An 18,351-nucleotide genomic window follows, 5' to 3' on the forward strand; every position below is an offset into this window, starting at 1 on the left:
TAAAAGATTGTAAAAATATTTTCCCAGTTGCTGACAACCGTAGGATAGTGGTGCCGGTTGGTTTCGGCAGATGGGGTATTGGGTCTGGTACGACTGGCTTGCAGGCAGCAAAGCCCCCGTGCCGACGCATGGGAGCAGGGGGCCGTCGTCTTATAAGCAGTTGCTCGCTGCAGTAGCTACGTTTGGGCACACCTGTAACTCCTAAGCCCTCAAGGCCAGGAAAGGGGGAATGCACCAGAGGCATTCGCTAAGCCATGGCTGCCAGAGTTCAGGTCCTCAAAATGCCATTGACAGCGGACCTGCGGCGGCTGGCTAAAGCCAATCGCGCCAGCAGTCTAGAACTGCTGGCGCGATTGCCGCGTGTACTTTCAGCAGTTGGTTTAGCCAGGCTGCTTCCTCCCGCTACGGCTCGTAAGTGCAGCACAAATACGTACGCTGCGCTAGTCGCGGCCGGCCAGCACCTCGCGCACCTTGGTCCACCGGATTTCCGGGTACCGGTCGTTGTCCAGGGGCTCGGTCAGTTTGGCCTGGCCGCTGAGCATGTTGTGCAGGTATTGCATGCCCTGCCAGGGCGGAAATACCTCATTCTGGGCCGGCGCCACCGTTTTGGTCACCTTAATCAGGCCCGCTAGCACGCCCAGGCCGCCGGCCCGCAACAACTTAAACTCCTGGCCCGTGGCCGCCTGAGCCGCCGCCTGCAGCCCGCGGATGCTGGCTACTTCGCCGGCCACGCGCAGGTAGCGGGGCGTGGTCGGGTCCAGGGCCGCGGCGGCCGCAAACTCGGCCGTGTTGACCATCGTGGTGAAGTCCAGGGGCTGGTCGGGGCTGCCCCAGTACAGCACCCGGCGCGGCCCGGTGAGGATAACCGGCGCCTGGCCCTTAAGCAGGTCCGTAAACATGCCGTTGAGCACCGAAGTAGCCTGGATGGGAGCCTGGTCGAGGCGGCGGGCAAACTCGCGGCGCAGGTCGAAATTGCGGTTGGAGCCCTCGGGTAGGCGGGTGAAGTCGGCGGAGTAGTCGGAGGGAATAAAGCGCGGTACGCCGGCTGCCACGGCTGCGTCAAGCAGGCGGGTTTGGGCATCCACAATCACCTCCCGCAGCCCCGAGAGAGCCGAAACAACGCACGTAGCGCCCTGGCAGGCCCGGGTCAGGGCCGCGGCGTCATCATATTCCACGGCCAGCACTTCCACGCCCTGCAGGCGCAGGGAGGTGGCTTCGGCGCCGGTGGTAGCCAAGGGGCGCACCAGGGCCCGCACTGTGGCACCACGCTGGCGTAGGGCGTGGGCAATCAGCAAGCCCAGGGCCCCGGTGGCGCCGGCCAGTACGATGGGAGCTGCCGAAGCAGCAGACGAGTCGGAAGAAGGTGCAGTAGTGGTGGAATCCATGAGTTCAGAAGGTGAATGCACTAAGTAACCGCAAACAGCCGCCAGGGTTAGCGGGCCGTCAGCTCAAAGATCTCGCCCCCGGCCAGCTCGTAGCGAATCAGGCCGTCCTGCTTGTCCCAGTAAAAGGCGCGCACGGGCCCGGTGCCGCGTTGGGTGGCGTTCTGGCCCAGGCGAAAAACATAGGCTGCCGGGTAGGTTTTGCCGGTCGTGCTCAAGGTGCAGGCCTGGCGTACGAGCTGGGCTAAAGGGACGCCGGACCGGGCGGCAGTGGCGCACTCCAGGCCGGCTAGGTTGAGCGTAAGCCAGCCGGCGCGCTTGGGATTGTGCTTACGGATGTTCACCACAAAGTCGCGGTGCTGGGCATCGTAGGGGGCAGCGGGCCGCAGCACGAGCTGACTGAAAATGGGTTGGTAGGACCCGGCTTCCAGCTTGTTGCAATTCGTGTTTTCATGCCACTCCTGCCGGGGCAGCACCGTGGCGGTGGCCGTGCGGCCCTGGTTGCTGCGGAACGTAAGTCGGCTACCCTCTGTGTAGTTGGCAAACCAGGCCCGTTCGTCGGCCGACAACGTCACTTCCTGGCAGGTGCCACACCCGCCGAGCAGTAGGGAGAAGATGGGCAAAAGAGTTTTCATGACCGGCCGTGGGGAAGGCAAGGTGCGCCTTGTTGAACTCCTCCATACGCAGCTTCCCGGGGTGGGGTCGGAAAAGTCGTGTGGGTGGGTAGCATGGAAGGTCTCGGGCTCCGGGTGAGGATGGACCGGACATGCTATTTTCGCGCTGCTACCTGCTTTCTGCTATGTCATTGCCTGCTTTCTTCCCTGAGTCCCGACCCGTGGTGCTGGAGTCGTACTGCCTGGCCTGGGCCGAGGAATAGCAGCGGCTGGCCGCCCGCCTGCGGGCCGCGGCGGGTTCTGGCCTAGCGCGTATCGACCATATCGGTTCGACGGCCGTGCCCGGCCTGAGTGCCAAGGACGTCATCGACGTGCAGCTGACTGTCGCTACGCTGGCCCAGGCCAGCGGCTGGCTGGCAGCACTGCGCCGGGTGGGCTTCCGCCGCGGCGAGGACTGGCAGTATGACATTTTTCATCCGCTGCCCTCTGATTCGCCGGAGCTGCGCAAGCTCTACCTGCGGGAGCCGGCCGGGGAGCGGCGGTTGCACCTGCACGTTCGGGGAGCGGGCCGCTTCAACGCGCGCTACGCCCTGCTCTGCCGCGACTACCTGCGCGCCCACGCCCCGGCCCGGCAGGAGTATGAGCTGCTCAAGCAGCGGGCCGCCCAGCTTTTCCCGACCAGTATCGAGGGGGATTTATTTCTAAAGGAGCCCGTATTTCATTTGCTCTACCAAGCCGCCGAGCTGTGGGCCGAAAAAGTGGGTTGGCAGTTGCCACAGCCCGAGTAAGATGGGCGCGTAAGAGGCAGCTAGGCGCTTTTGAAAAAGCGGATCAGCTCCCGCACCTGATTTAAAAACTGAGCGTCTTCGGAGAGGCGGGCAATATCGGTGGCAATTTGGCGGGCCAACGCCTCGTGGTCACGGCTATTTTGGCGGGTGAGTTCCTCCAGGCGGCCATCGAGCCGGTCGAGCTGCAGGCGCAGGGTGGCCTGGCCCTGCGCCTGGTCATGGGCCCAGGAGCCGGGCTGCGCTACATTGAGGGCCGCCCGTACTTCCCCAAGCTGCGCTTCCAGGTCCTGGATCCGGGTACGCAGCTCCACCACATCTTCCCGGGGGTAGTGAATATGGCGCGTCATGGCCTGGAGGCGGCGGCTCAGGTGCTCGTAGGCCCGTTGCGCGGGCCGGGCAAAGGTAAGCAGCAACGCCGCGGCGGAGGCGGCGTAGCCCACCACCGTGAGTTGGTAGTACGCCAGCAGGTACAGCGTCAGGGCCGACAGCAAGTGTAGGGCAATGGCCAGCCACAGAAAGCGCCGGGCCAGGCGTTGGGCAAACCCAACGGTTTCCTCACTGACGGCAATGCCCTTCTCACGCGACTGGCGGGCCTCTTCCAGCACATCCTGGGCGGCAAAATGGGTGTTCCAGGGCAGCACCACTACTGCGGCCAGCCACCAAAAGATACCAATGCCAATTATCCAGTCGACCAGCGTGCCCGTACTCATGTGGAGCAGGTGCAGGCCGGTAAAGATGAGTAGAACCAGCAGGGTAACGGCAGTCAGAGTTGCCAGGAAGTTACGCATAGAGGAAAAGTCAGGCCGTGCCACGCGCTACGGTAGCGGTAAATATACCGGCTGCCCGGACTTCGGCCCAGGATGTGCTGCCTGCCTACACCTACTCCGTTTGCTGGGCGGCAAAAGCCGGCCTGCCTCCGCCAAAATGCGTACCCAGCAACGTACACCCACGGGCCGGGCCCACCATGCGCGATGATGAGCAAGCAATTTCCTGGAGCCACCAAAGCAAAAAGCTCCCCGCAGCCTGGGCCACAAGCTCTCTGCTGGGTGCTAGCTGCGGCCGTTGTCGGCACCCTATGCGCGTGCGCCGACGAGCCGGCCCGGCGGCAGGATTCCGAGTTGCGCGTAGACCAACCGGCCGCTGCCCCGCAAGCCCCCAGCAGCCCTCCCAGCGTCGAAACCTCACCACCCGCGCCCGTCACAGGCAGCCGCTACCGGGTACGGGCCGAAACGGCCTACTTCTACGATTCGCCCCGCCAAACCAAGCCCACGGGCCAGTACCTGCGCCGCGGCGACGTGCTCTACGGGCAGATGGAAGGCAACGGCTTTGTTCGCACCCAGTTTGTAAATCCGGCCGGGGCTACCATAACCGGCTGGCTGAAACAGGAAGAAGTAAGCCGCCTGGCTACCAGCAGTGCCGTGCAGCGGCCCCCCGCACGGCCCAGTGCTCCGGCAGAAACGCCGGAAACCCCAGCGCCTGGCTTCGAGACGGGAACTCGTGCCAGCGGCGCCCGTACGGCCGTGGTGCGCGTGGCCCGCTCGTACTTCTACAACTCGCCCGACCTGCTGACGCCCCGCCGGGCCTACTGTGAGCAGGGCGACAAAGTAAATCTGGGCCAGGAGCAGGGCCAGGCCGTGTATGTCACCTTTACCAACTGGGAAAAAGTAACTACCCGGGGCTGGATGCGCAAGGACGCGTTGCGCTAAGCGCTGGCTCCAATGGTGACTGTTGTACCTTGGAGGTAGTAGCAACCGGCTGAAAAACGCAAATTTTTCTCTGTACCATGAAGTCCCATATCGAAATCGTCAGGCCGGAGGCTGAGCTGCGGGCAGTGGTCAGCACTTTCCTGCAAGCGGGAGACTATGCCCGGCATTTCACGGATTATCTAACTCATCCCGCACATTTTACCCTGCGGCAGACCGTCGTGAACCGGGTTCAGTTCGAGCACGTGTTTCGGTTGCGGTTTTCCTATCACGCAGACTGTAACGGCATCGAAATGAAAGGTGTGCGGGAGTTGCTGGACGGGCTGGTGCAATGGCCGGCCGAAAGCGTAGCCATCCTGGCAATTGACCACCAAAACGATAAAAAGCCGGCCTACGCCATTGTGGGCAGCGAAGATCTAAGCACTTTTTTTGGGGCGAGCTACTACCGAAATGGGAAGGTGGTCTTTGAGCCGAAGCTGGGGCTGGGTGGTTAACCCCCGCCTATCCCGGCAGGCTTATCCCTACTTCGGGCCGGTGGCCATCCGGCTCCACTACGGCGCGGGTGCGGGGCAGGCTGCCGGGGTACTCACGCTGCAAGAATGTAATAAGCTGCTCGCGCACGGCGCAGCGCAGCTCCCAGACGTCGCCCGCGCTGGCGGCGCTGACCAAGGCCCGCAGCTCCAGGGTGCGCTCCTTGGCATCGGTGACGTGCAGCACGCACACGCGCTTATCCCAGAGCGGGTGGACTTCCAGAATCCGGCGCAGCTCGGCGCGCAGCGCATCAACGGGCACGGTGTAGTCGGTTTGCAGGTGCACGGCTCCGGTGAGGCGGGCACTGGTTCGAGTCCAGTTCTGGAAGGGCTTTTCGATGAAATAGTTGAGCGGCAGCACCAGGCGCCGCTCGTCCCAGATGCTGAGCACCACGTAGGTAAAGGTAATTTCCTCGACCCGGCCCCATTCGCCTTCCACCACCAGCACGTCGTCGATGCGGATGGGCTGGGTGAAGGCAATCTGGAAGCCGGCTAGCAGGTTGCTGATGGAGCGCTGGGCAGCAAAGCCCACAATGACGCTGGCAATACCGGCCGAGGTGAGCAGGCCCGTGCCCAGGCGGCGCACTGTTTCGAAGCTCATCAACACCAGGCCCACGGCCACGAAGGCAATCAGCGACACGACCAGCTTCTTGACGAACTGCAACTGCGTGAAGAGTTTGCGTACCCGCAGGTTGTCGGCGCCTTCCAGGCGGTAGCGCTGCTGCACCAGGTCCTGCAGCACGTCCACGGTTTTGATCAGGCCCCAGGCGAAGGTCAGTACCAAGGCCACTTCCACAAGGCGGCGTAGCACCTCGAAGGGCTTGGGCGGCAGCGGCACCAGGGGCAACACCAGCGAAATGGCCAGTACCGGGAAAAACCAGGTGCTGGCCTGGTTTAGGTGCTTGGCTACTGAGCGGGCCAGGGTTGTGTCTTCGCGCCGCCCAAAGGCCCGCAGCACGCTGAATACGGCGTACTTGAGCACCAGCCCGATGAGCAGGCCGCCGAGCAAAATGCCCAGGCCGGTGAAAATTTCGGGAAAGTGGGAAAGCAGATGTTCGGCTTGTTCTCTCATAAAAGCTGCTGCCGGATCAGAAAGCCGCCGGCAAACGTACCCGCAGTGTACCGGCCGACCCGCGGAAAGGTTGACGCCGGCCCGCGCGGCTTTGCCTAACTTTGACCGAATTCCTACCGCGCACAACACAAGATGACGCTGCTCTACCGCAACCAGCCCTGGATGTACGATTTGCTGCAGGACGAGCCCAGCGGCCGCTATTACCTGCAAGTCGTGTGCGGCACCAGCGCCTGGTACGAGATGAGCTTGCTGCTCACTGCGGCCGAGGTGGCGGCTTTTACCCAGGAGCTGGCCGCCGGCCACGATGAGAGCCTGACGCTGCTGGCCAAGCAGGTAATGCGCAGTGCCCCGGGCGGTATTGCCCACCGCGAGTACCGGCGGGGAGCGGCCTGTTGAACCAGACTTTGCGCCTTAAGACGCGTAAGCACTAGCATGAAGTACTCGCTGCTACCGCTGGCTCCGCTATGTGTTGCCGGCTTCGTCGGGATATGGTGCCTGGTCGTGAAGCTGATTTCCCTGCTGGCCTGGCAACCCCTGGCCCGGCACTTCGCCGTGGCCGCGCTGCCCGCCGGCACCCGGGTTCGCGTCGGCTTCGCGCACCTGGGGCTGGTCCGCTACCAGGGCACGCTGCAAGCTATGGTAACGACGCAGGGACTAGGGCTAAGCACGGGTTTCCCGTTCCGTATCGGGCACGTACCCCTGCTGATTCCGTGGGCAGCGCTGGGGCCGTTTCGGGCGGAAAAATCCCTCTGGACGACGCTTTATACCACCCGCATCGACACTGGGCCGGGCCCGGGTACTTCGTTTACCTTCACCGGCGACGAGCTCCTGCAAGCCGCCCGTCCCTGGATTCAGCTGGAGACCCACGTAGAGCATTAGGCCTTAAGGGTAAGGGAGAAGCGGCCCCAAATAGGAACATAAATGTGTTGCGGGGCAAACAAAGCTCAGCCGTAGCCGGTTATCCGCCACCTGTTTTAGTGTAGCTTTCTTTGCCCGCGTATGTTTCTCGAAGAATTGTATTCATCCGTTGGTAAGCTGTTCCTGGAAATACATTACCAAGCCGAAGGACCCTGGATTTATGCCGACTGGGTAGGCTACCCCACTAGCGGCAATGTGCTCAAAGGCGCCCGGGCTTACCTCGACCAGATGCAGCGGCAGCGCTGCGTCGCCGTGCTCAACGACAACCGCCACCTGGTGGGCGGCTGGAATGCTTCCCTCGACTGGCTGGAGCGCGAGTGGATACCGTACGCCGTACAAACCGGCCTCAAGTTCTGGGCCCACCTCGACAATCCCGACGCGTTTTCCCAGGAGTCGGCGGCGGCCCTGCGCGAGCGGGTCAATGGCCGGTTCCAGATTGAGCTGTTCGATAATCTGCCCGCGGCCCAGGCCTGGCTTCGCGCCTGTCTGGTTGGCAGGGTTCATGAACTGTAGCAGAAAAGAACGAAGTGGTGGAGTAGAGTTGGTGGTGAAGAATTTGGTTGATAGTGAGAGGGGTATATGTGACTACAGCCGAGCTGTCAACCTTGCGCAGGAGTTCCCCGTTTCAGCCTCATTCTCCCTACTATCACCAGTATGAAGCTCGTTTCCTCCTTGCTGCTCGCCGGGGCGCTCAGCCTGGCCGCTACGCCCGTTGTCACCGCCCAGCACAATTCCTCGTCCCCCTACCACACCCGTTTCGCCGTCGATGCGCCCGTGATTCTGGGTCTGGGGGCTGTCAACGCGTTTGGCCTGTACCGGGTGCAGCAAAAGAACGGTCTGAACGAAGCCGAGCTGGCGGCTCTCAACCGAAACGACGTTCCGAAGTTCGACCGGTTTGTGGCCGGTAACTATAGTGAGAAGGCCCAGACGGCCAGTGACATTTTCTGCTATGGCTCCCTGGCAGCGGCCCCCGGCCTGCTGGCCCTCAACCCCGACATCCGGGGCAAGTACGGGCAGGTAATGGTGCTTTACCTGGAAACCATGGCTACCAGCTCGGCCATTTTTACCTCCACCGTGGGCAACGTGTACCGCTACCGGCCCTTCCTTTACGGCTCGGAAGGCACTGACCGGGAGCGGAGCAGCAAGATTTCTACCAATTCCTTTTTTGCCGGCCACACCGCCCACACGGCCACCGCTACCTTTTTCGCGGCCAAGGTATTCCACGATTTCAACCCCAACTCGCCTGCTCAGCCCTACGTGTGGGGAGCCGCCGCCGTAGTGCCTGCCGTGGTGGCCTACTACCGCATGGAGGCCGGCAAGCACTTCCTCTCCGACAACCTGGTGGGCTACGCCGTGGGCGCCACGGTGGGCGTACTGGTACCCCAGCTGCACAAAACAACCAGTGGCCGCGGCCTCTCAGTAACGCCCCTACAGGGCGTAAACGTGAACGGCTATTCCTACGGTGGTCTGCGCCTGACCAAGCAGCTCTAGCCCGACCCTGGCTTCCCACCCTTTCACTATACGCTGAAGGCTGGCGGAGGCTGCAACAGCGAATAGAAGAGTGGGTTACAGTTCTCTATACATTGATGGTCATTTTGCCGCTGCTGCCGCGCCCGAGGTTGCTGTTTTGCCGCTCGTTTCGGGTACAGGCTGTCGACCTGGTCGGTGGGCCTGATCCTGCCGGCGAGCCTGTTGTGGCTGCCGTCCCGCTGGCAGTAAGGCTACAAGCAGCGCCATTGCTACTGGCGGCTTTCTTCTCGGTAACCCAACCACTGCTTCCCAAACCGGGACTAGAGCCGTTCTGCTCCGGTTCCGGCTTTTGGGCGCTGGGCGGGTAGTATAAGCGCCGTATTCAACGCATATTTGCCAGAATTACGTGCTTACTACCCAGCCCGCGCCGCTTATGCAATCTGCCTCTACTGTGCTGCTCGTGCGGCCCGCCAGCTTCGCCTTCAATGCCGAAACAGCCGAGTCCAACCATTTCCAGCAAACCCTGACCGGGCTCAGCGCCGGGCAGGTGCAGCAGCAGGCCTTTGCCGAGTTCGACAACGCGGTGGCTACGCTGCGGAACCGGGGCGTGCGGGTGCTGGTGGAAGACGATACGCCCGCGCCGGCCAAGCCCGATGCCGTGTTTCCCAACAATTGGGGCACGTTTCACCCCGACGGCCGCGTGCTGCTTTACCCCATGTGCGCCCCCAACCGCCGCGCCGAGCGTCGCCCCGAGATTCTGGAGCGGCTGGGGCAGCAGTTTGTGCTTTCCGAAATCGTAGATTTGTCGCACCACGAGCAGCAGGGACGGTTTTTGGAAGGTACCGGCAGCATCATCTTCGACCATGTGCACCGCCGGGCCTACGCCGGTATTTCGGCGCGCACCGATGCCGGGCTGTTCGAGGAGGTAGCCACCCGCCTGGGCTACGAACCGGTAGCTTTCCACGCCTTCGATGCCCTGGGCCACCTGATTTACCACACCAACGTGATGCTGTGCGTGGGGGCCCGGTTTGCCGTTATCTGCCTGGAAAGCATTACGGATGCTACCGAGCAGGCCCGCGTAATCGAATCCTTGACCACGACCGGGCACGATATTGTGGCCATTTCCCTGGCCCAGGTGGCCCGATTTGCCGGCAATATGCTCACGGTACAACCCGCCACCGGCCCCGAGCTGCTAGTGTTGTCGCAGAGTGCCTACGACGCGCTGATGCCCGAGCAACGCGCCCGGCTTAGCCAGCATTGCGACCTGTTGCCGCTGGCCATTCCCACCATTGAAACCATCGGGGTGGAAGTGCCCGCTGCATGCTGGCCGAAATATTCCTGCCGCCGCTAGCCTGAGCTTAGGTGTGGGCAACCATTGCCAGCCAGTCCTGAGCAGCTTGCTCGTCTACGAAAATGCGGGCCCGGAAGGCTTGGCCATCGTAGAAATCCTGGCTGGGCACGTCGCCCTGGTCTTCCATATCGTGCAGCAGCGCCGGCGCCACCAGGTAAGCCAGGTAGGTGAGGGAGCCGGCCCGGTCGCCGGGCTGGGGGAAAAATGTGCTCAGCAATTTGGGCCGGTAAGTAGCGTCGCGGCGCAAATCAATGAGCCAGTGCTGGCAGCCGTAGTGGTTGGCCGCTTCGAGCATCACGGAGTACGCCTCCTGAATTTCGGTGGGGGCCAAAGGGCGCAAAATCCGGTTGATAATAAAGCAGACGTCGTCCCGGTAGCTCAGGTTTTGAAACTCGCGGGCGGGTAAGGTATGGTACATACAAAGGGAAGAGCGGAAGCTCGTTTACGACTATGGTTGAGCTTAGTTCACACCTTGGCGTTTTATTCCGGGACTGATACCTTCGCCGAAACGCTACTCTGCCTATATTGCCCTAAACCTATGACGACGCCTGCCGCTTACCTCGACCTGAACCGCGCCCTCTGGAACGCCCGCACTGGTCCGCACCTGGCCTCCGACTTTTACAACGTGGAAGCCTTCAAAGCCGGCCAGTCTTCCCTGAACCGCATCGAGCTCGACTTGCTGGGCAACGTGACTGGCCTGCGAATTCTGCATCTGCAGTGCCATTTCGGGCAAGACAGCCTCTCGCTGGCCCGTCTGGGCGCCCAGGTCACCGGCGTCGACTTGTCGGATGAAGCCATAGCGGCGGCCCGCCAGTTGAGCACCGAAATCGGGGTGGCGGCCGAGTTTATCTGCTGCGACGTGTACAATCTGCCCCAGCACCTGCCCGAGGCAGGGTTCGACGTCGTCTTTACCAGCTACGGGGTGTTGGGCTGGCTGCCCGACCTCACACGCTGGGCCGCGCTGCTCAGCCGCTACCTACGACCCGGCGGCCGGCTGGTGTTGGCCGAGTTTCACCCGGTGGTCTGGATGTTCGATAACGACTTTGCCCGCCTGCAGTACAGCTACTTCAATACTGGCCCCATCGAGGAAACTGAGGTGGGTACCTACGCCGACCGCGCCGCGGACATCGTGCACCAGTCCGTGACCTGGAACCACAGTTTGAGCGAGGTCATTGGCAGCCTGCTAGGCCAGGGCCTGCAACTTACCAGCTTCCAGGAATACGACTATTCGCCCTACAATTGCTTTGCCCACACCGTGGCCCAGCCCGACGGCACCTTCCGCATCGGTCCGCTCGGCGACCAGGCCCCGCTGGTGTATTCGGTGGTGGCTACCAAGCCATAAGGCCCCGCACAAGCGCACAAAAAAGCCTCCGAATGGTGCGTTCGGAGGCTTTTTCGTTTAAGCAGGGGCTATTTCCCAATCATATCGGCGGGGGCGGCCAGGCCTAGCACAGAGCTGGTGTGGTTGCGGATCTGCTCCAGTAGCTCGGGGTTGTCGTTGAGTTTCTGGCCGAAAGAAGGAATCATTTCCTTGAATTTGGCCTGCCACTCGGGCGAATTGCCCTGCTGCTGAAAGCACTTCTGAATCAGGCTGACCATGATGCTGACGGCCGTGGAAGCACCCGGCGAGGCGCCCAGCAACGCGGCAATGGACCCATCGGCGGCGCTGACAACCTCGGTACCAAACTCCAGCACGCCGCCTTCCTTTTCGTGCTTTTTGATGACCTGCACGCGCTGGCCGGCAATTTCCAGCTGCCAGTCCTCGGCCCGGGCGTTGGGCAGATACTCCTTCAGGGCCGCCAGCCGGTCTTCGGGCGACTGCCGCACCTGGTTGATGAGGTAGCGGGTAAGCGGAATGTTCTTGAGGCCGGCAATAATCATGGGACGCAGGTTGCCAGCCCGGATGGAGGCGGGCAAATCCAGAAAGGAACCCTTCTTCAGAAACTTGGTGCTGAAGCCGGCATACGGCCCAAAGAGCAGCTCCCGCTTGCCGTTGATCATGCGCGAGTCGAGGTGGGGTACCGACATGGGCGGCGAACCCACAGCCGCTTTGCCGTACACTTTGGCCTCGTGACGCTCAATAACTTCGGGGTTGACGCACTTGAGCCACTGCCCGCTCACGGGGAAGCCCCCGAACCCGTAGCCTTCCGGAATGTCAGACTTTTCCAGCAGCGTCAAGGAGCCGCCGCCGGCCCCGATAAACACGAATTTGGCCCGCACTTTCCGGCTTTGGCCGTTGAGGCGGTCGGTGGCCTTCACGCTCCAGCTGCCGTCGTCGCGGCGCTTAAGCTTGCTTACTTCGTGGTTGAAGTGGAACGTAACGCCGGGCTTTTCCTGCAAAAGGTAGAACATGCCGCGGGTCAGGGAGCCGAAATTCACGTCGGTGCCCAGCTCCATACTGGTAGCGGCCACGGGTTGGCTGGCGTCGCGGCCTTCCATCACCAGCGGAATCCACTGCTCAATCTGCTGACGGTCCTGGGAAAACTCCATGCCCTTGAACAAGGGCGACTGGGTCAGGGCCGCGTGTCGCTTGCGCAGGTATTCCACGTTGTCGTTGCCCCACACGAAGCTCATGTGCGGAATATGGTTGATAAAGCGCTGCAGCTCTTTTACGGCATACTTCTCGGCCAGGAACGACCAGAACTGCTTCGAGACTTCAAACGATTCGGCAATGCCGATGGCCTTGCTGATATCGATGGAGCCGTCGGGCCGCTCGGGGGTGTAGTTGAGCTCGCAAAAAGCGGAATGGCCAGTGCCAGCGTTGTTCCAGGCGTCGGAGCTTTCGGCGGCGGCCACATCTAGGCGCTCGAGCACCGTGATGGTCAGGTCGGGTTGTAACTCCTTGAGCATCATGCCCAGCGTGGCACTCATAATGCCGGCGCCGATAAGCACGACATCGACTGCGCTTTCCGGAGAGTTATCGGTAGTATTCATAGGGGTGACGTAGCAAAGAAGTCGGCAAAGGTATTGCCTACGTCGAAAAGCAAAAAAAGGCGCTTTTGTTGGCCCATATTGGCAAAAAAGTGCCTTTAGCGGCTACTAGGGCCAGTAGGGTCGAGCTTGCCTAGCGGCCAGCCGACCCGGCCGCAGCGGGAGCCACGTCCTGGTTTTTGGTTAAGCGGTAGGCTACCAATCCGTTAAAAATCCAGTAGATGGTTGAGTACTGGTTGGGCTCCAGATACGATACCCGGTTCTGGTTATCGTAGTGAATGTGGCCGACGGTCATCAGGTCCTCGTAGGTGCCGCCGCCCATAAGCCGGGCATCCGCCGAAACCGTGAAACGCCCGCGGCGGAAACCGGTTTCCAGGTAAGGCAGGCTGAAGCCGGTATTTTTGTTCACCGTAATGCCCGGCATAGTACCCGTTTGGGGTAAGGTAGCGCCGGCAAACTGGCGGGGCTGCCCGGTGCCGTAGCGCAAGCTCGACTCGGTAACGTTAAACCGGTCGAAGCCCAAGCCACTGCCCAGAAAAAGCTGCTGGCGAACCCCCAGTGGCACAAAATAGCGCACCCCGACCCGGATGGAGGTGATGGTGCCTTTCCACTTGTACTCAGCCGCGGGCACGTTGCCGCGGGCCGCCAGCGAGCCGCTTTGGCCCAGGGTGCTCAGGCTCAGGTCGGCGTGCAGAGCCAGCTTACGCTTGGGCATAAGCACATCGGCGTATATGCCGCCGACGGGACGGATGCCGCGGGCAATATCAACCCCGTCAAAGGAAGGAGCCTCCGCGTACTCAGTCGAGCTACCGTACTCAATCGAGCTACTATAGGCGTCTAGGCGCATCGTCTGAATTTGTGCGCCCGCCAGTAGCCCGGCATTCACCGTCATGCCGCGGGCGGGCTTGGCGGTAGCCACAAAGCTCTTTCCCGCCTGCCCGGTGCTGGAGCAGCTTTGGTTGTAGGCCTGAACCACGGCCGCCAGGTCAGCGGGTGTGTACTGGGCTTTGGCCACCTGCTGCACGGCGGCGGGGCAGTCGCCGAAATACTGTTGAAGCTGAATCCGGTACCGGTTGCCATCCACAATTACCCGTCGGCCCTGCTTGTCCTGGTCGATGTATTTGCGCTCAGTCAGTTCAAGGTAGCCCTGGTTTTCGCGGCGCACGAAAAAATGAACGATGCCCGGAATGACGTAGCGCAGCAGAGGAGCCGGCCCGTCTACCAGGACTTCGGCGAAAACTGTTTCGGGCTGCTGGGTGGAGGCTACAAAGCGCTGCAGAAACTGGGTGCGGGTTTCGGCCGAGCGGTCGATGGGCAGGGTTTCGGTGCGGAAATAACGGCCCGTGGCGAGCTGGAAGGAGCGGAGCTGAGCGGGGGAGTAGCTGGTAATAGCTGCGTCGGCGGTGGGCCGGAACCGCACGGAGGAAGGGTTTGCTTCCCAGAAGGCATTCTCGATTTCTCCCCGTACCGTATCCCCGGCGGTGGTAACCAACAGGCCCGGCTCGAAGACCTGGGCCGTAGCGGTAAGGCAGCTTAAAATAGAAGCAGCGGCAATAAGTAAAGGTAGGCGCATTATAGGGCTAAGTTAAATTAGATGAGCCTGCAAATACGGCATTAAACCAGGGAAGAAAAAATACCCGGCAGCCAACAAATTGCCCGTATGGCGGGTACTATCCTCTCCAAGCTTTTGCCACACATTCAGCGTCTTTATTCCGTATGAACTTAGCTAACAACACCGTTTTGATTACCGGGGGCGCCTCCGGCATTGGCCTGGCTCTGGCCGAGCGTTTCGTGAAGGCCGGCAGCCAGGTTATTGTAGTGGGGCGCCGCGAAGACAAGCTCCGTGAAGCCCAGGCGCAGCTGCCCAGCCTGCACACGCGGGTATGCGACGTGGCCTCGGCCGCCGACCGGCAGGAGCTGCTGCGCTGGGTGCAAACCGAGTTTGCTCAGGTCAACGTGTTGGTTAACAATGCCGGCATCCAGAACCGCCTGCAGTTGGCCACTGATACCGAGGACTGGGAAACGCGTCGGCAGGAACTCGTCATCAACCTCGAGGCCCCGATTCATTTGGCTATGCTCTTTATTCCGCATTTGCAGCAGCAGCCCAACCCGGCCATCATCAACGTGACGTCGGGTTTGTCGTTTGCGCCAGCCGCGTTTGCGCCCATTTACAGTGCTACCAAGGCTGCGCTACACTCGTTTACCCTGTCGTTGCGTCACCAGCTGGCCGCCACGCCCATCAAGGTGCTCGAAATCGTGCCGCCGGCCGTGAATACCGACCTGGGTGGGGCCGGTCTGCACACCTTTGGCGTGCCCGTCGATGCCTTTGCCGACTCGATTATGGAGCGCCTGGCTAACGGCGAAGAGGAAGTGGGCTACGGTACCTCGGAAGAAATCCGGAAGGCGGTTCGCGAAGCAACAGAGGCCCGGTTCCAATTGATGAACAACCGGTAAGGTTTAGCATACTGAGTGTTCCGTGCAGGAAAGATGTGACGAAAGGCCGGCCTCTGCCTACGACCTGATAAATGTCTTTCAACGCACAAAAGCCCTTTGCCGCGCTGGTGGTAAAGGGCTTTGTCACGTTGGTAATAGCCGTATCGGGGTGAAGGAGGAAGGCTTTTCGGCTGCGCCTCAGAACGACAGATTTGTCGGATAAAGAAGCCTATTTCACATTCACCAGCACGCCTAGAAATCCCAGGCGGCCGATTTGCGGCCCCCCGACAATCTGGATGTTGTTCGTGTCGAAGAGGTTGGACACGCCCGCCTGGAAGGTGGTCGAAAGCTTGGGCAGGGTGTAGCCCAGGTAAGCGTCGGTGGAGCTATAGTCGCGCACGGTGCCCGAGGCAAAGGGCAGTTCCTGGCGGTGCCCCTGGGCCCAGCGGTAATTCAGGGAGTAAGTCAGGTTCGGAACCACAGTGCCGGTAGCGGCCAGGTTGAATTTGTGCTTGGGCGTGTTGAAGAATGTTTGAAAATCGTTGGGCAGGTTGCTGCGGTCTAGCACGTTAAGTGAGTAGTTGCCGCTCAGGCTCACGGCCTTGTGCAGGTGGTAAGCCAGGCCCAGCGTGGCGCCCTGGGTGCGGACCTGCTGGTCGTGGTTGTACCAGCTAAAGATGAAGCGCGTGGGCTTGGTTCGGTCGGAAAGAGTAGGCAGGCCTTCGTCGAGCTGCTGCTGGGTGGGGCGGGAGCCGTCCACGTTGCCGGCAAAGGTTTTGGCGCCCACGAAGTCGGTGTAGAGGCTGCGGAAGTAGCTCACGTCGGCGTACAGCTTGGGTAAAATCATGCCTTTGTAACCTATTTCCACGGTCTGGGCGTGTTCCAGTGTCAGCTTGGGCAGCGTGATTGCGAAGGCCGACAGCGGAACCCCGGGCGTGCCGTAGGGCCGGCCGGCCGCATCGGTGAAGCCGTAGCCCTGGAAACCCCGCCCAATGTTGCCCAGCACGATAAACGTAGTCACATCCGACTGCCCGTACTGCTCCAGCTGGGAGGGGCTGCGGTAAGCGGCCGAGTAGCTGCCGCGGAAGTTGTGACGCTGGTCGGGCCCGAAGGAATACACGACCGAAGCGCGGGGCGACAATGCCGGGGAGAAGTTCTGGAAGTAATCCACACGGCCGGCCAACGCTAGCTTGAGGTGGTCGTGCAGCACGGTTTGGGTAAGCTGGGAGTAGGCCCCAAACTCGTAGTTGCGGATGCGCTGCCCGTCGGTGTCCGAGAACAACTTGCCGCCCGAGCCCAGGCGGTATTCGCGGTACGCCCCGCCCACAATCAGGTCGGTGCCAAAATCCGACACCTGGAAACTGCGCTGGGCGCTGATGTCGTTCAGAAACGAGTTGAAGTTCTGCTGGGCGCCGCGGCCGGGTACGTCGTTGGCAATAATCTGGCGGCGCAACTCGCTAAAGCGTGGGTCAGAAGCCTGCAGCTGGGTAGCATTGGCGGCCTGCCGGGCCCGAGCCTGGGCCTGCTCCGGTGTCACGGAAGGCTGCTGAATGGCTTGCTTGTAGGCCGCGTTATAGGTCGTGAAATACAGCTGGGCGTAGCTCATGGACCCGTACGGCGTGTTTACCGGGGCCGGGGAGTTCAGCAGTAGAGCGCCGAGCTGAGTAAACTCGTAGCTGTTGCCGGTGAAGTCCTCGGTGGAATAGGCCCGGATAAAGCCCTTGGCGCTTTTCAGCTCGGCCCGGTACTGGTTCGTACCCAGGTCCTTGATGCGGAAGCGGCTGATATTCTGATACGTGGACGTGCCGGTGGCGTACTTGGCCTCCAGCGTCAGTTGCAGGTCATCCTTAATCAGGTACGACAACGCGCCCTGTACCCGGTAGGACTTGGTTTTCTGGTCGGGGCCAATGAGTTCCTGCTCCGTGAAGCCGGGCATGTACACCGTCTTGCCGTACAAGTCGGGGTGAGTGCCGCCCGGCATTTGCTGGCGCGGGTCGGGGGTATACTGAAAGTTGAGCTCGCCGTAGCTGCTGACGGCATCGTAGCCCAGGGGGGAGTCGGCCGCGTTGGTCGAGAAGCTGGCCGCCGCGCGGTTGTCGGCAATCCAGTCGTTGGCCTGGAAGGCACTGGCGTTGAGCTTCAGGGCCCACTTGTCGCCCAGCTTGTGGGCGTAGCGCACTTGCCCGTCGAGCAGGCGGCGCTGCCCGCCGCGCAGGCGCACGCTCAGCCCCTCGTAGACAAACGGGTCCTTGCTGTTGAACAGGACCACCCCGCTCAAGGCATTGGCCCCGTACAACGCCGAGGCCGGGCCGTGGATGAGCTCGATGCTTTCCATGTCCAGCTCGGGTATGCCCACCAGGTTGCCCGGGCTCAGGTTCAGGCTCGGCAGGGCCGTGTCCATGTAGTCCACCAGCTGGATGACACGTTCACTCTTGGCCGTGTTGAAGCCGCGGGTGCTGACGCTGGTAAACAGCATCGAGGCCGAGTTCACGTCTACTCCGGGCAGCTGGCCCAGCCCGGCCAGCACCTCCGGCGTGCTGAGCCGCTCAATCTGCCGGCTCGTAACTTTATCGATGGTCACGGACGTGCGCAGGATGTTTTCCTCTACTCGTGAGGCCGATACCACCGTAGCACTCACCGCCGCCGGACTCGGGACCAGGTCAATCAGTAGTTCATGGTCGGCTTCGGCCAGGGTAATTTCCTTTGATTCGTAGCCTACAAAAGACACAACCAGCGTCACGGGCCCCTTGTCGAGGGCCAGCTTCATGTGAAACTGCCCTAGCTGATTGGTGCTGGTACCGATAAACGAACCTTTGATAAAAACGGTAGCCCCAGGCAGTACTTCCCCGTCTTCGCCGCGCACAGTTCCTCCTACGGTTTCTTCGGATGCCAGGTAATTAATTGGATGTTTCGAAGAAGCACTGGCAATACTAGACCTACTCGAAAGTGCCGCCGCAGCCGGTGCCGCGCCGGCCAGCAGCGCCGCGGTGAAGAGAAAACAAAACTGTTGCATGCACGGGGCGTGGTCGTTCGAGGGCGGGTAATATCAAATCTACTGCAGATTTTTAGAATCCCAAAGCTACACTGTAGAGTATAGCGCTGCCGTAGTATTCGATGAACCTCTCGCGCCGGGCACCAAACCGCGCTTTCGCCCCACCG

The 18,351-nt window shown here is 61.5% G+C and carries 18 protein-coding genes; 10 read left to right on the forward strand and 8 right to left on the reverse strand.

Annotation, left to right across the window (positions count from 1 at the left end; translation table 11 throughout):
- Positions 1–440: 440 nt before the first annotated feature.
- Together MUN80_RS14075 and MUN80_RS14080 are read right to left on the reverse strand one after the other, a co-directional pair.
- Positions 441–1,385: an NmrA family NAD(P)-binding protein gene (locus MUN80_RS14075; RefSeq protein WP_244713896.1), complete on the reverse strand. Its 945-nt coding sequence runs from the start codon at positions 1,383–1,385 to the stop codon at positions 441–443.
- A 47-nt stretch (positions 1,386–1,432) separates the two neighbouring features.
- A complete protein-coding gene (locus MUN80_RS14080; protein ID WP_244713899.1) occupies positions 1,433–2,017 on the reverse strand; it encodes a hypothetical protein in 585 nt (194 codons plus the stop codon).
- Between the two features lie 248 nt (positions 2,018–2,265).
- Here MUN80_RS14080 and MUN80_RS14085 point away from each other — a divergent pair, with 248 nt between their 5' ends.
- Positions 2,266–2,784 carry a GrpB family protein gene (locus MUN80_RS14085; RefSeq protein ID WP_311136294.1) on the forward strand — a complete coding sequence of 173 codons (519 nt, stop codon included), beginning with the start codon at positions 2,266–2,268 and terminating at the stop codon, positions 2,782–2,784.
- Positions 2,785–2,804: 20 nt separating this feature from the next.
- Here MUN80_RS14085 and MUN80_RS14090 read toward each other — a convergent pair whose 3' ends face one another.
- Positions 2,805–3,572 (reverse strand): hypothetical protein, encoded by a 768-nt coding sequence (locus tag MUN80_RS14090; RefSeq protein WP_244713901.1) that lies wholly within the window; start codon positions 3,570–3,572, stop codon positions 2,805–2,807.
- A gap of 258 nt (positions 3,573–3,830) precedes the next feature.
- Here MUN80_RS14090 and MUN80_RS14095 point away from each other — a divergent pair, with 258 nt between their 5' ends.
- Positions 3,831–4,490, forward strand: coding sequence for a hypothetical protein (locus MUN80_RS14095; RefSeq protein WP_244713903.1), 660 nt, complete (start codon positions 3,831–3,833; stop codon positions 4,488–4,490).
- A gap of 77 nt (positions 4,491–4,567) precedes the next feature.
- Entirely contained in the window at positions 4,568–4,981 is a 414-nt protein-coding gene (locus MUN80_RS14100) for a hypothetical protein (RefSeq protein ID WP_244713905.1), read from the forward strand.
- Between the two features lie 7 nt (positions 4,982–4,988).
- Here MUN80_RS14100 and MUN80_RS14105 read toward each other — a convergent pair whose 3' ends face one another.
- Positions 4,989–6,089 (reverse strand): mechanosensitive ion channel family protein, encoded by a 1,101-nt coding sequence (locus MUN80_RS14105; protein ID WP_244713907.1) that lies wholly within the window; start codon positions 6,087–6,089, stop codon positions 4,989–4,991.
- A gap of 132 nt (positions 6,090–6,221) precedes the next feature.
- On the opposite strand from MUN80_RS14105, the gene MUN80_RS14110 reads away from it, so the two are divergent.
- From MUN80_RS14110 to ctlX, 5 genes are all read left to right on the forward strand, one after another.
- A complete protein-coding gene (locus MUN80_RS14110) occupies positions 6,222–6,485 on the forward strand; it encodes a hypothetical protein (RefSeq protein WP_244713909.1) in 264 nt (87 codons plus the stop codon).
- 36 nt (positions 6,486–6,521) lie between these two features.
- Positions 6,522–6,968: a hypothetical protein gene (locus MUN80_RS14115; RefSeq protein ID WP_244713911.1), complete on the forward strand. Its 447-nt coding sequence runs from the start codon at positions 6,522–6,524 to the stop codon at positions 6,966–6,968.
- 120 nt (positions 6,969–7,088) lie between these two features.
- Positions 7,089–7,520, forward strand: a complete 432-nt coding sequence (locus MUN80_RS14120) for a hypothetical protein (RefSeq protein WP_244713913.1) — start codon at positions 7,089–7,091, stop codon at positions 7,518–7,520.
- Between the two features lie 141 nt (positions 7,521–7,661).
- Positions 7,662–8,498, forward strand: coding sequence for a phosphatase PAP2 family protein (locus tag MUN80_RS14125; RefSeq protein WP_244713915.1), 837 nt, complete (start codon positions 7,662–7,664; stop codon positions 8,496–8,498).
- A gap of 412 nt (positions 8,499–8,910) precedes the next feature.
- Entirely contained in the window at positions 8,911–9,828 is a 918-nt protein-coding gene (gene ctlX, locus MUN80_RS14130) for a citrulline utilization hydrolase CtlX (RefSeq protein ID WP_244713917.1), read from the forward strand.
- A gap of 7 nt (positions 9,829–9,835) precedes the next feature.
- Here ctlX and MUN80_RS14135 read toward each other — a convergent pair whose 3' ends face one another.
- Positions 9,836–10,246 carry a hypothetical protein gene (locus MUN80_RS14135; RefSeq protein ID WP_244713920.1) on the reverse strand — a complete coding sequence of 137 codons (411 nt, stop codon included), beginning with the start codon at positions 10,244–10,246 and terminating at the stop codon, positions 9,836–9,838.
- A gap of 120 nt (positions 10,247–10,366) precedes the next feature.
- Between MUN80_RS14135 and MUN80_RS14140 the strand changes: the two genes are divergently transcribed.
- The gene (locus tag MUN80_RS14140) at positions 10,367–11,170 is read left to right on the forward strand and encodes a class I SAM-dependent methyltransferase (RefSeq protein ID WP_244713923.1); all 804 of its coding nucleotides are present in this window, start codon (positions 10,367–10,369) and stop codon (positions 11,168–11,170) included.
- Positions 11,171–11,238: 68 nt separating this feature from the next.
- Here MUN80_RS14140 and MUN80_RS14145 read toward each other — a convergent pair whose 3' ends face one another.
- Both MUN80_RS14145 and MUN80_RS14150 read right to left on the reverse strand, forming a co-directional pair.
- Positions 11,239–12,762 (reverse strand): malate:quinone oxidoreductase, encoded by a 1,524-nt coding sequence (locus MUN80_RS14145; protein ID WP_244713925.1) that lies wholly within the window; start codon positions 12,760–12,762, stop codon positions 11,239–11,241.
- 130 nt (positions 12,763–12,892) lie between these two features.
- Positions 12,893–14,332, reverse strand: a complete 1,440-nt coding sequence (locus MUN80_RS14150) for a hypothetical protein (RefSeq protein ID WP_244713928.1) — start codon at positions 14,330–14,332, stop codon at positions 12,893–12,895.
- Between the two features lie 143 nt (positions 14,333–14,475).
- Here MUN80_RS14150 and MUN80_RS14155 point away from each other — a divergent pair, with 143 nt between their 5' ends.
- Positions 14,476–15,213, forward strand: coding sequence for an SDR family oxidoreductase (locus MUN80_RS14155; RefSeq protein ID WP_244713931.1), 738 nt, complete (start codon positions 14,476–14,478; stop codon positions 15,211–15,213).
- Between the two features lie 208 nt (positions 15,214–15,421).
- Here the strand turns inward: MUN80_RS14155 and MUN80_RS14160 are convergent, their stop codons facing one another.
- Positions 15,422–18,205, reverse strand: a complete 2,784-nt coding sequence (locus MUN80_RS14160; protein ID WP_244713934.1) for a TonB-dependent receptor — start codon at positions 18,203–18,205, stop codon at positions 15,422–15,424.
- Positions 18,206–18,351: the final 146 nt, after the last annotated feature.

This window comes from Hymenobacter cellulosivorans (genome assembly GCF_022919135.1).
Lineage (GTDB): Bacteria > Bacteroidota > Bacteroidia > Cytophagales > Hymenobacteraceae > Hymenobacter > Hymenobacter cellulosivorans.

Excerpts from the sequence above, each read along its gene's own strand:
- MUN80_RS14135 (WP_244713920.1), bottom strand. The coding sequence starts at position 10,246 with ATGTACCATACCTTACCCGCCCGCGAGTTTCAAAACCTGAGCTACCGG.
- MUN80_RS14080 (WP_244713899.1), bottom strand. The coding sequence starts at position 2,017 with ATGAAAACTCTTTTGCCCATCTTCTCCCTACTGCTCGGCGGGTGTGGC.
- MUN80_RS14155 (WP_244713931.1), top strand. The coding sequence starts at position 14,476 with ATGAACTTAGCTAACAACACCGTTTTGATTACCGGGGGCGCCTCCGGC.
- MUN80_RS14110 (WP_244713909.1), top strand. The coding sequence starts at position 6,222 with ATGACGCTGCTCTACCGCAACCAGCCCTGGATGTACGATTTGCTGCAG.
- MUN80_RS14100 (WP_244713905.1), top strand. The coding sequence starts at position 4,568 with ATGAAGTCCCATATCGAAATCGTCAGGCCGGAGGCTGAGCTGCGGGCA.
- MUN80_RS14105 (WP_244713907.1), bottom strand. The coding sequence starts at position 6,089 with ATGAGAGAACAAGCCGAACATCTGCTTTCCCACTTTCCCGAAATTTTC.
- ctlX (WP_244713917.1), top strand. The coding sequence starts at position 8,911 with ATGCAATCTGCCTCTACTGTGCTGCTCGTGCGGCCCGCCAGCTTCGCC.
- MUN80_RS14125 (WP_244713915.1), top strand. The coding sequence starts at position 7,662 with ATGAAGCTCGTTTCCTCCTTGCTGCTCGCCGGGGCGCTCAGCCTGGCC.
- MUN80_RS14160 (WP_244713934.1), bottom strand. The coding sequence starts at position 18,205 with ATGCAACAGTTTTGTTTTCTCTTCACCGCGGCGCTGCTGGCCGGCGCG.
- MUN80_RS14090 (WP_244713901.1), bottom strand. The coding sequence starts at position 3,572 with ATGCGTAACTTCCTGGCAACTCTGACTGCCGTTACCCTGCTGGTTCTA.
- MUN80_RS14115 (WP_244713911.1), top strand. The coding sequence starts at position 6,522 with ATGAAGTACTCGCTGCTACCGCTGGCTCCGCTATGTGTTGCCGGCTTC.
- MUN80_RS14140 (WP_244713923.1), top strand. The coding sequence starts at position 10,367 with ATGACGACGCCTGCCGCTTACCTCGACCTGAACCGCGCCCTCTGGAAC.
- MUN80_RS14075 (WP_244713896.1), bottom strand. The coding sequence starts at position 1,385 with ATGGATTCCACCACTACTGCACCTTCTTCCGACTCGTCTGCTGCTTCG.
- MUN80_RS14145 (WP_244713925.1), bottom strand. The coding sequence starts at position 12,762 with ATGAATACTACCGATAACTCTCCGGAAAGCGCAGTCGATGTCGTGCTT.
- MUN80_RS14120 (WP_244713913.1), top strand. The coding sequence starts at position 7,089 with ATGTTTCTCGAAGAATTGTATTCATCCGTTGGTAAGCTGTTCCTGGAA.
- MUN80_RS14150 (WP_244713928.1), bottom strand. The coding sequence starts at position 14,332 with ATGCGCCTACCTTTACTTATTGCCGCTGCTTCTATTTTAAGCTGCCTT.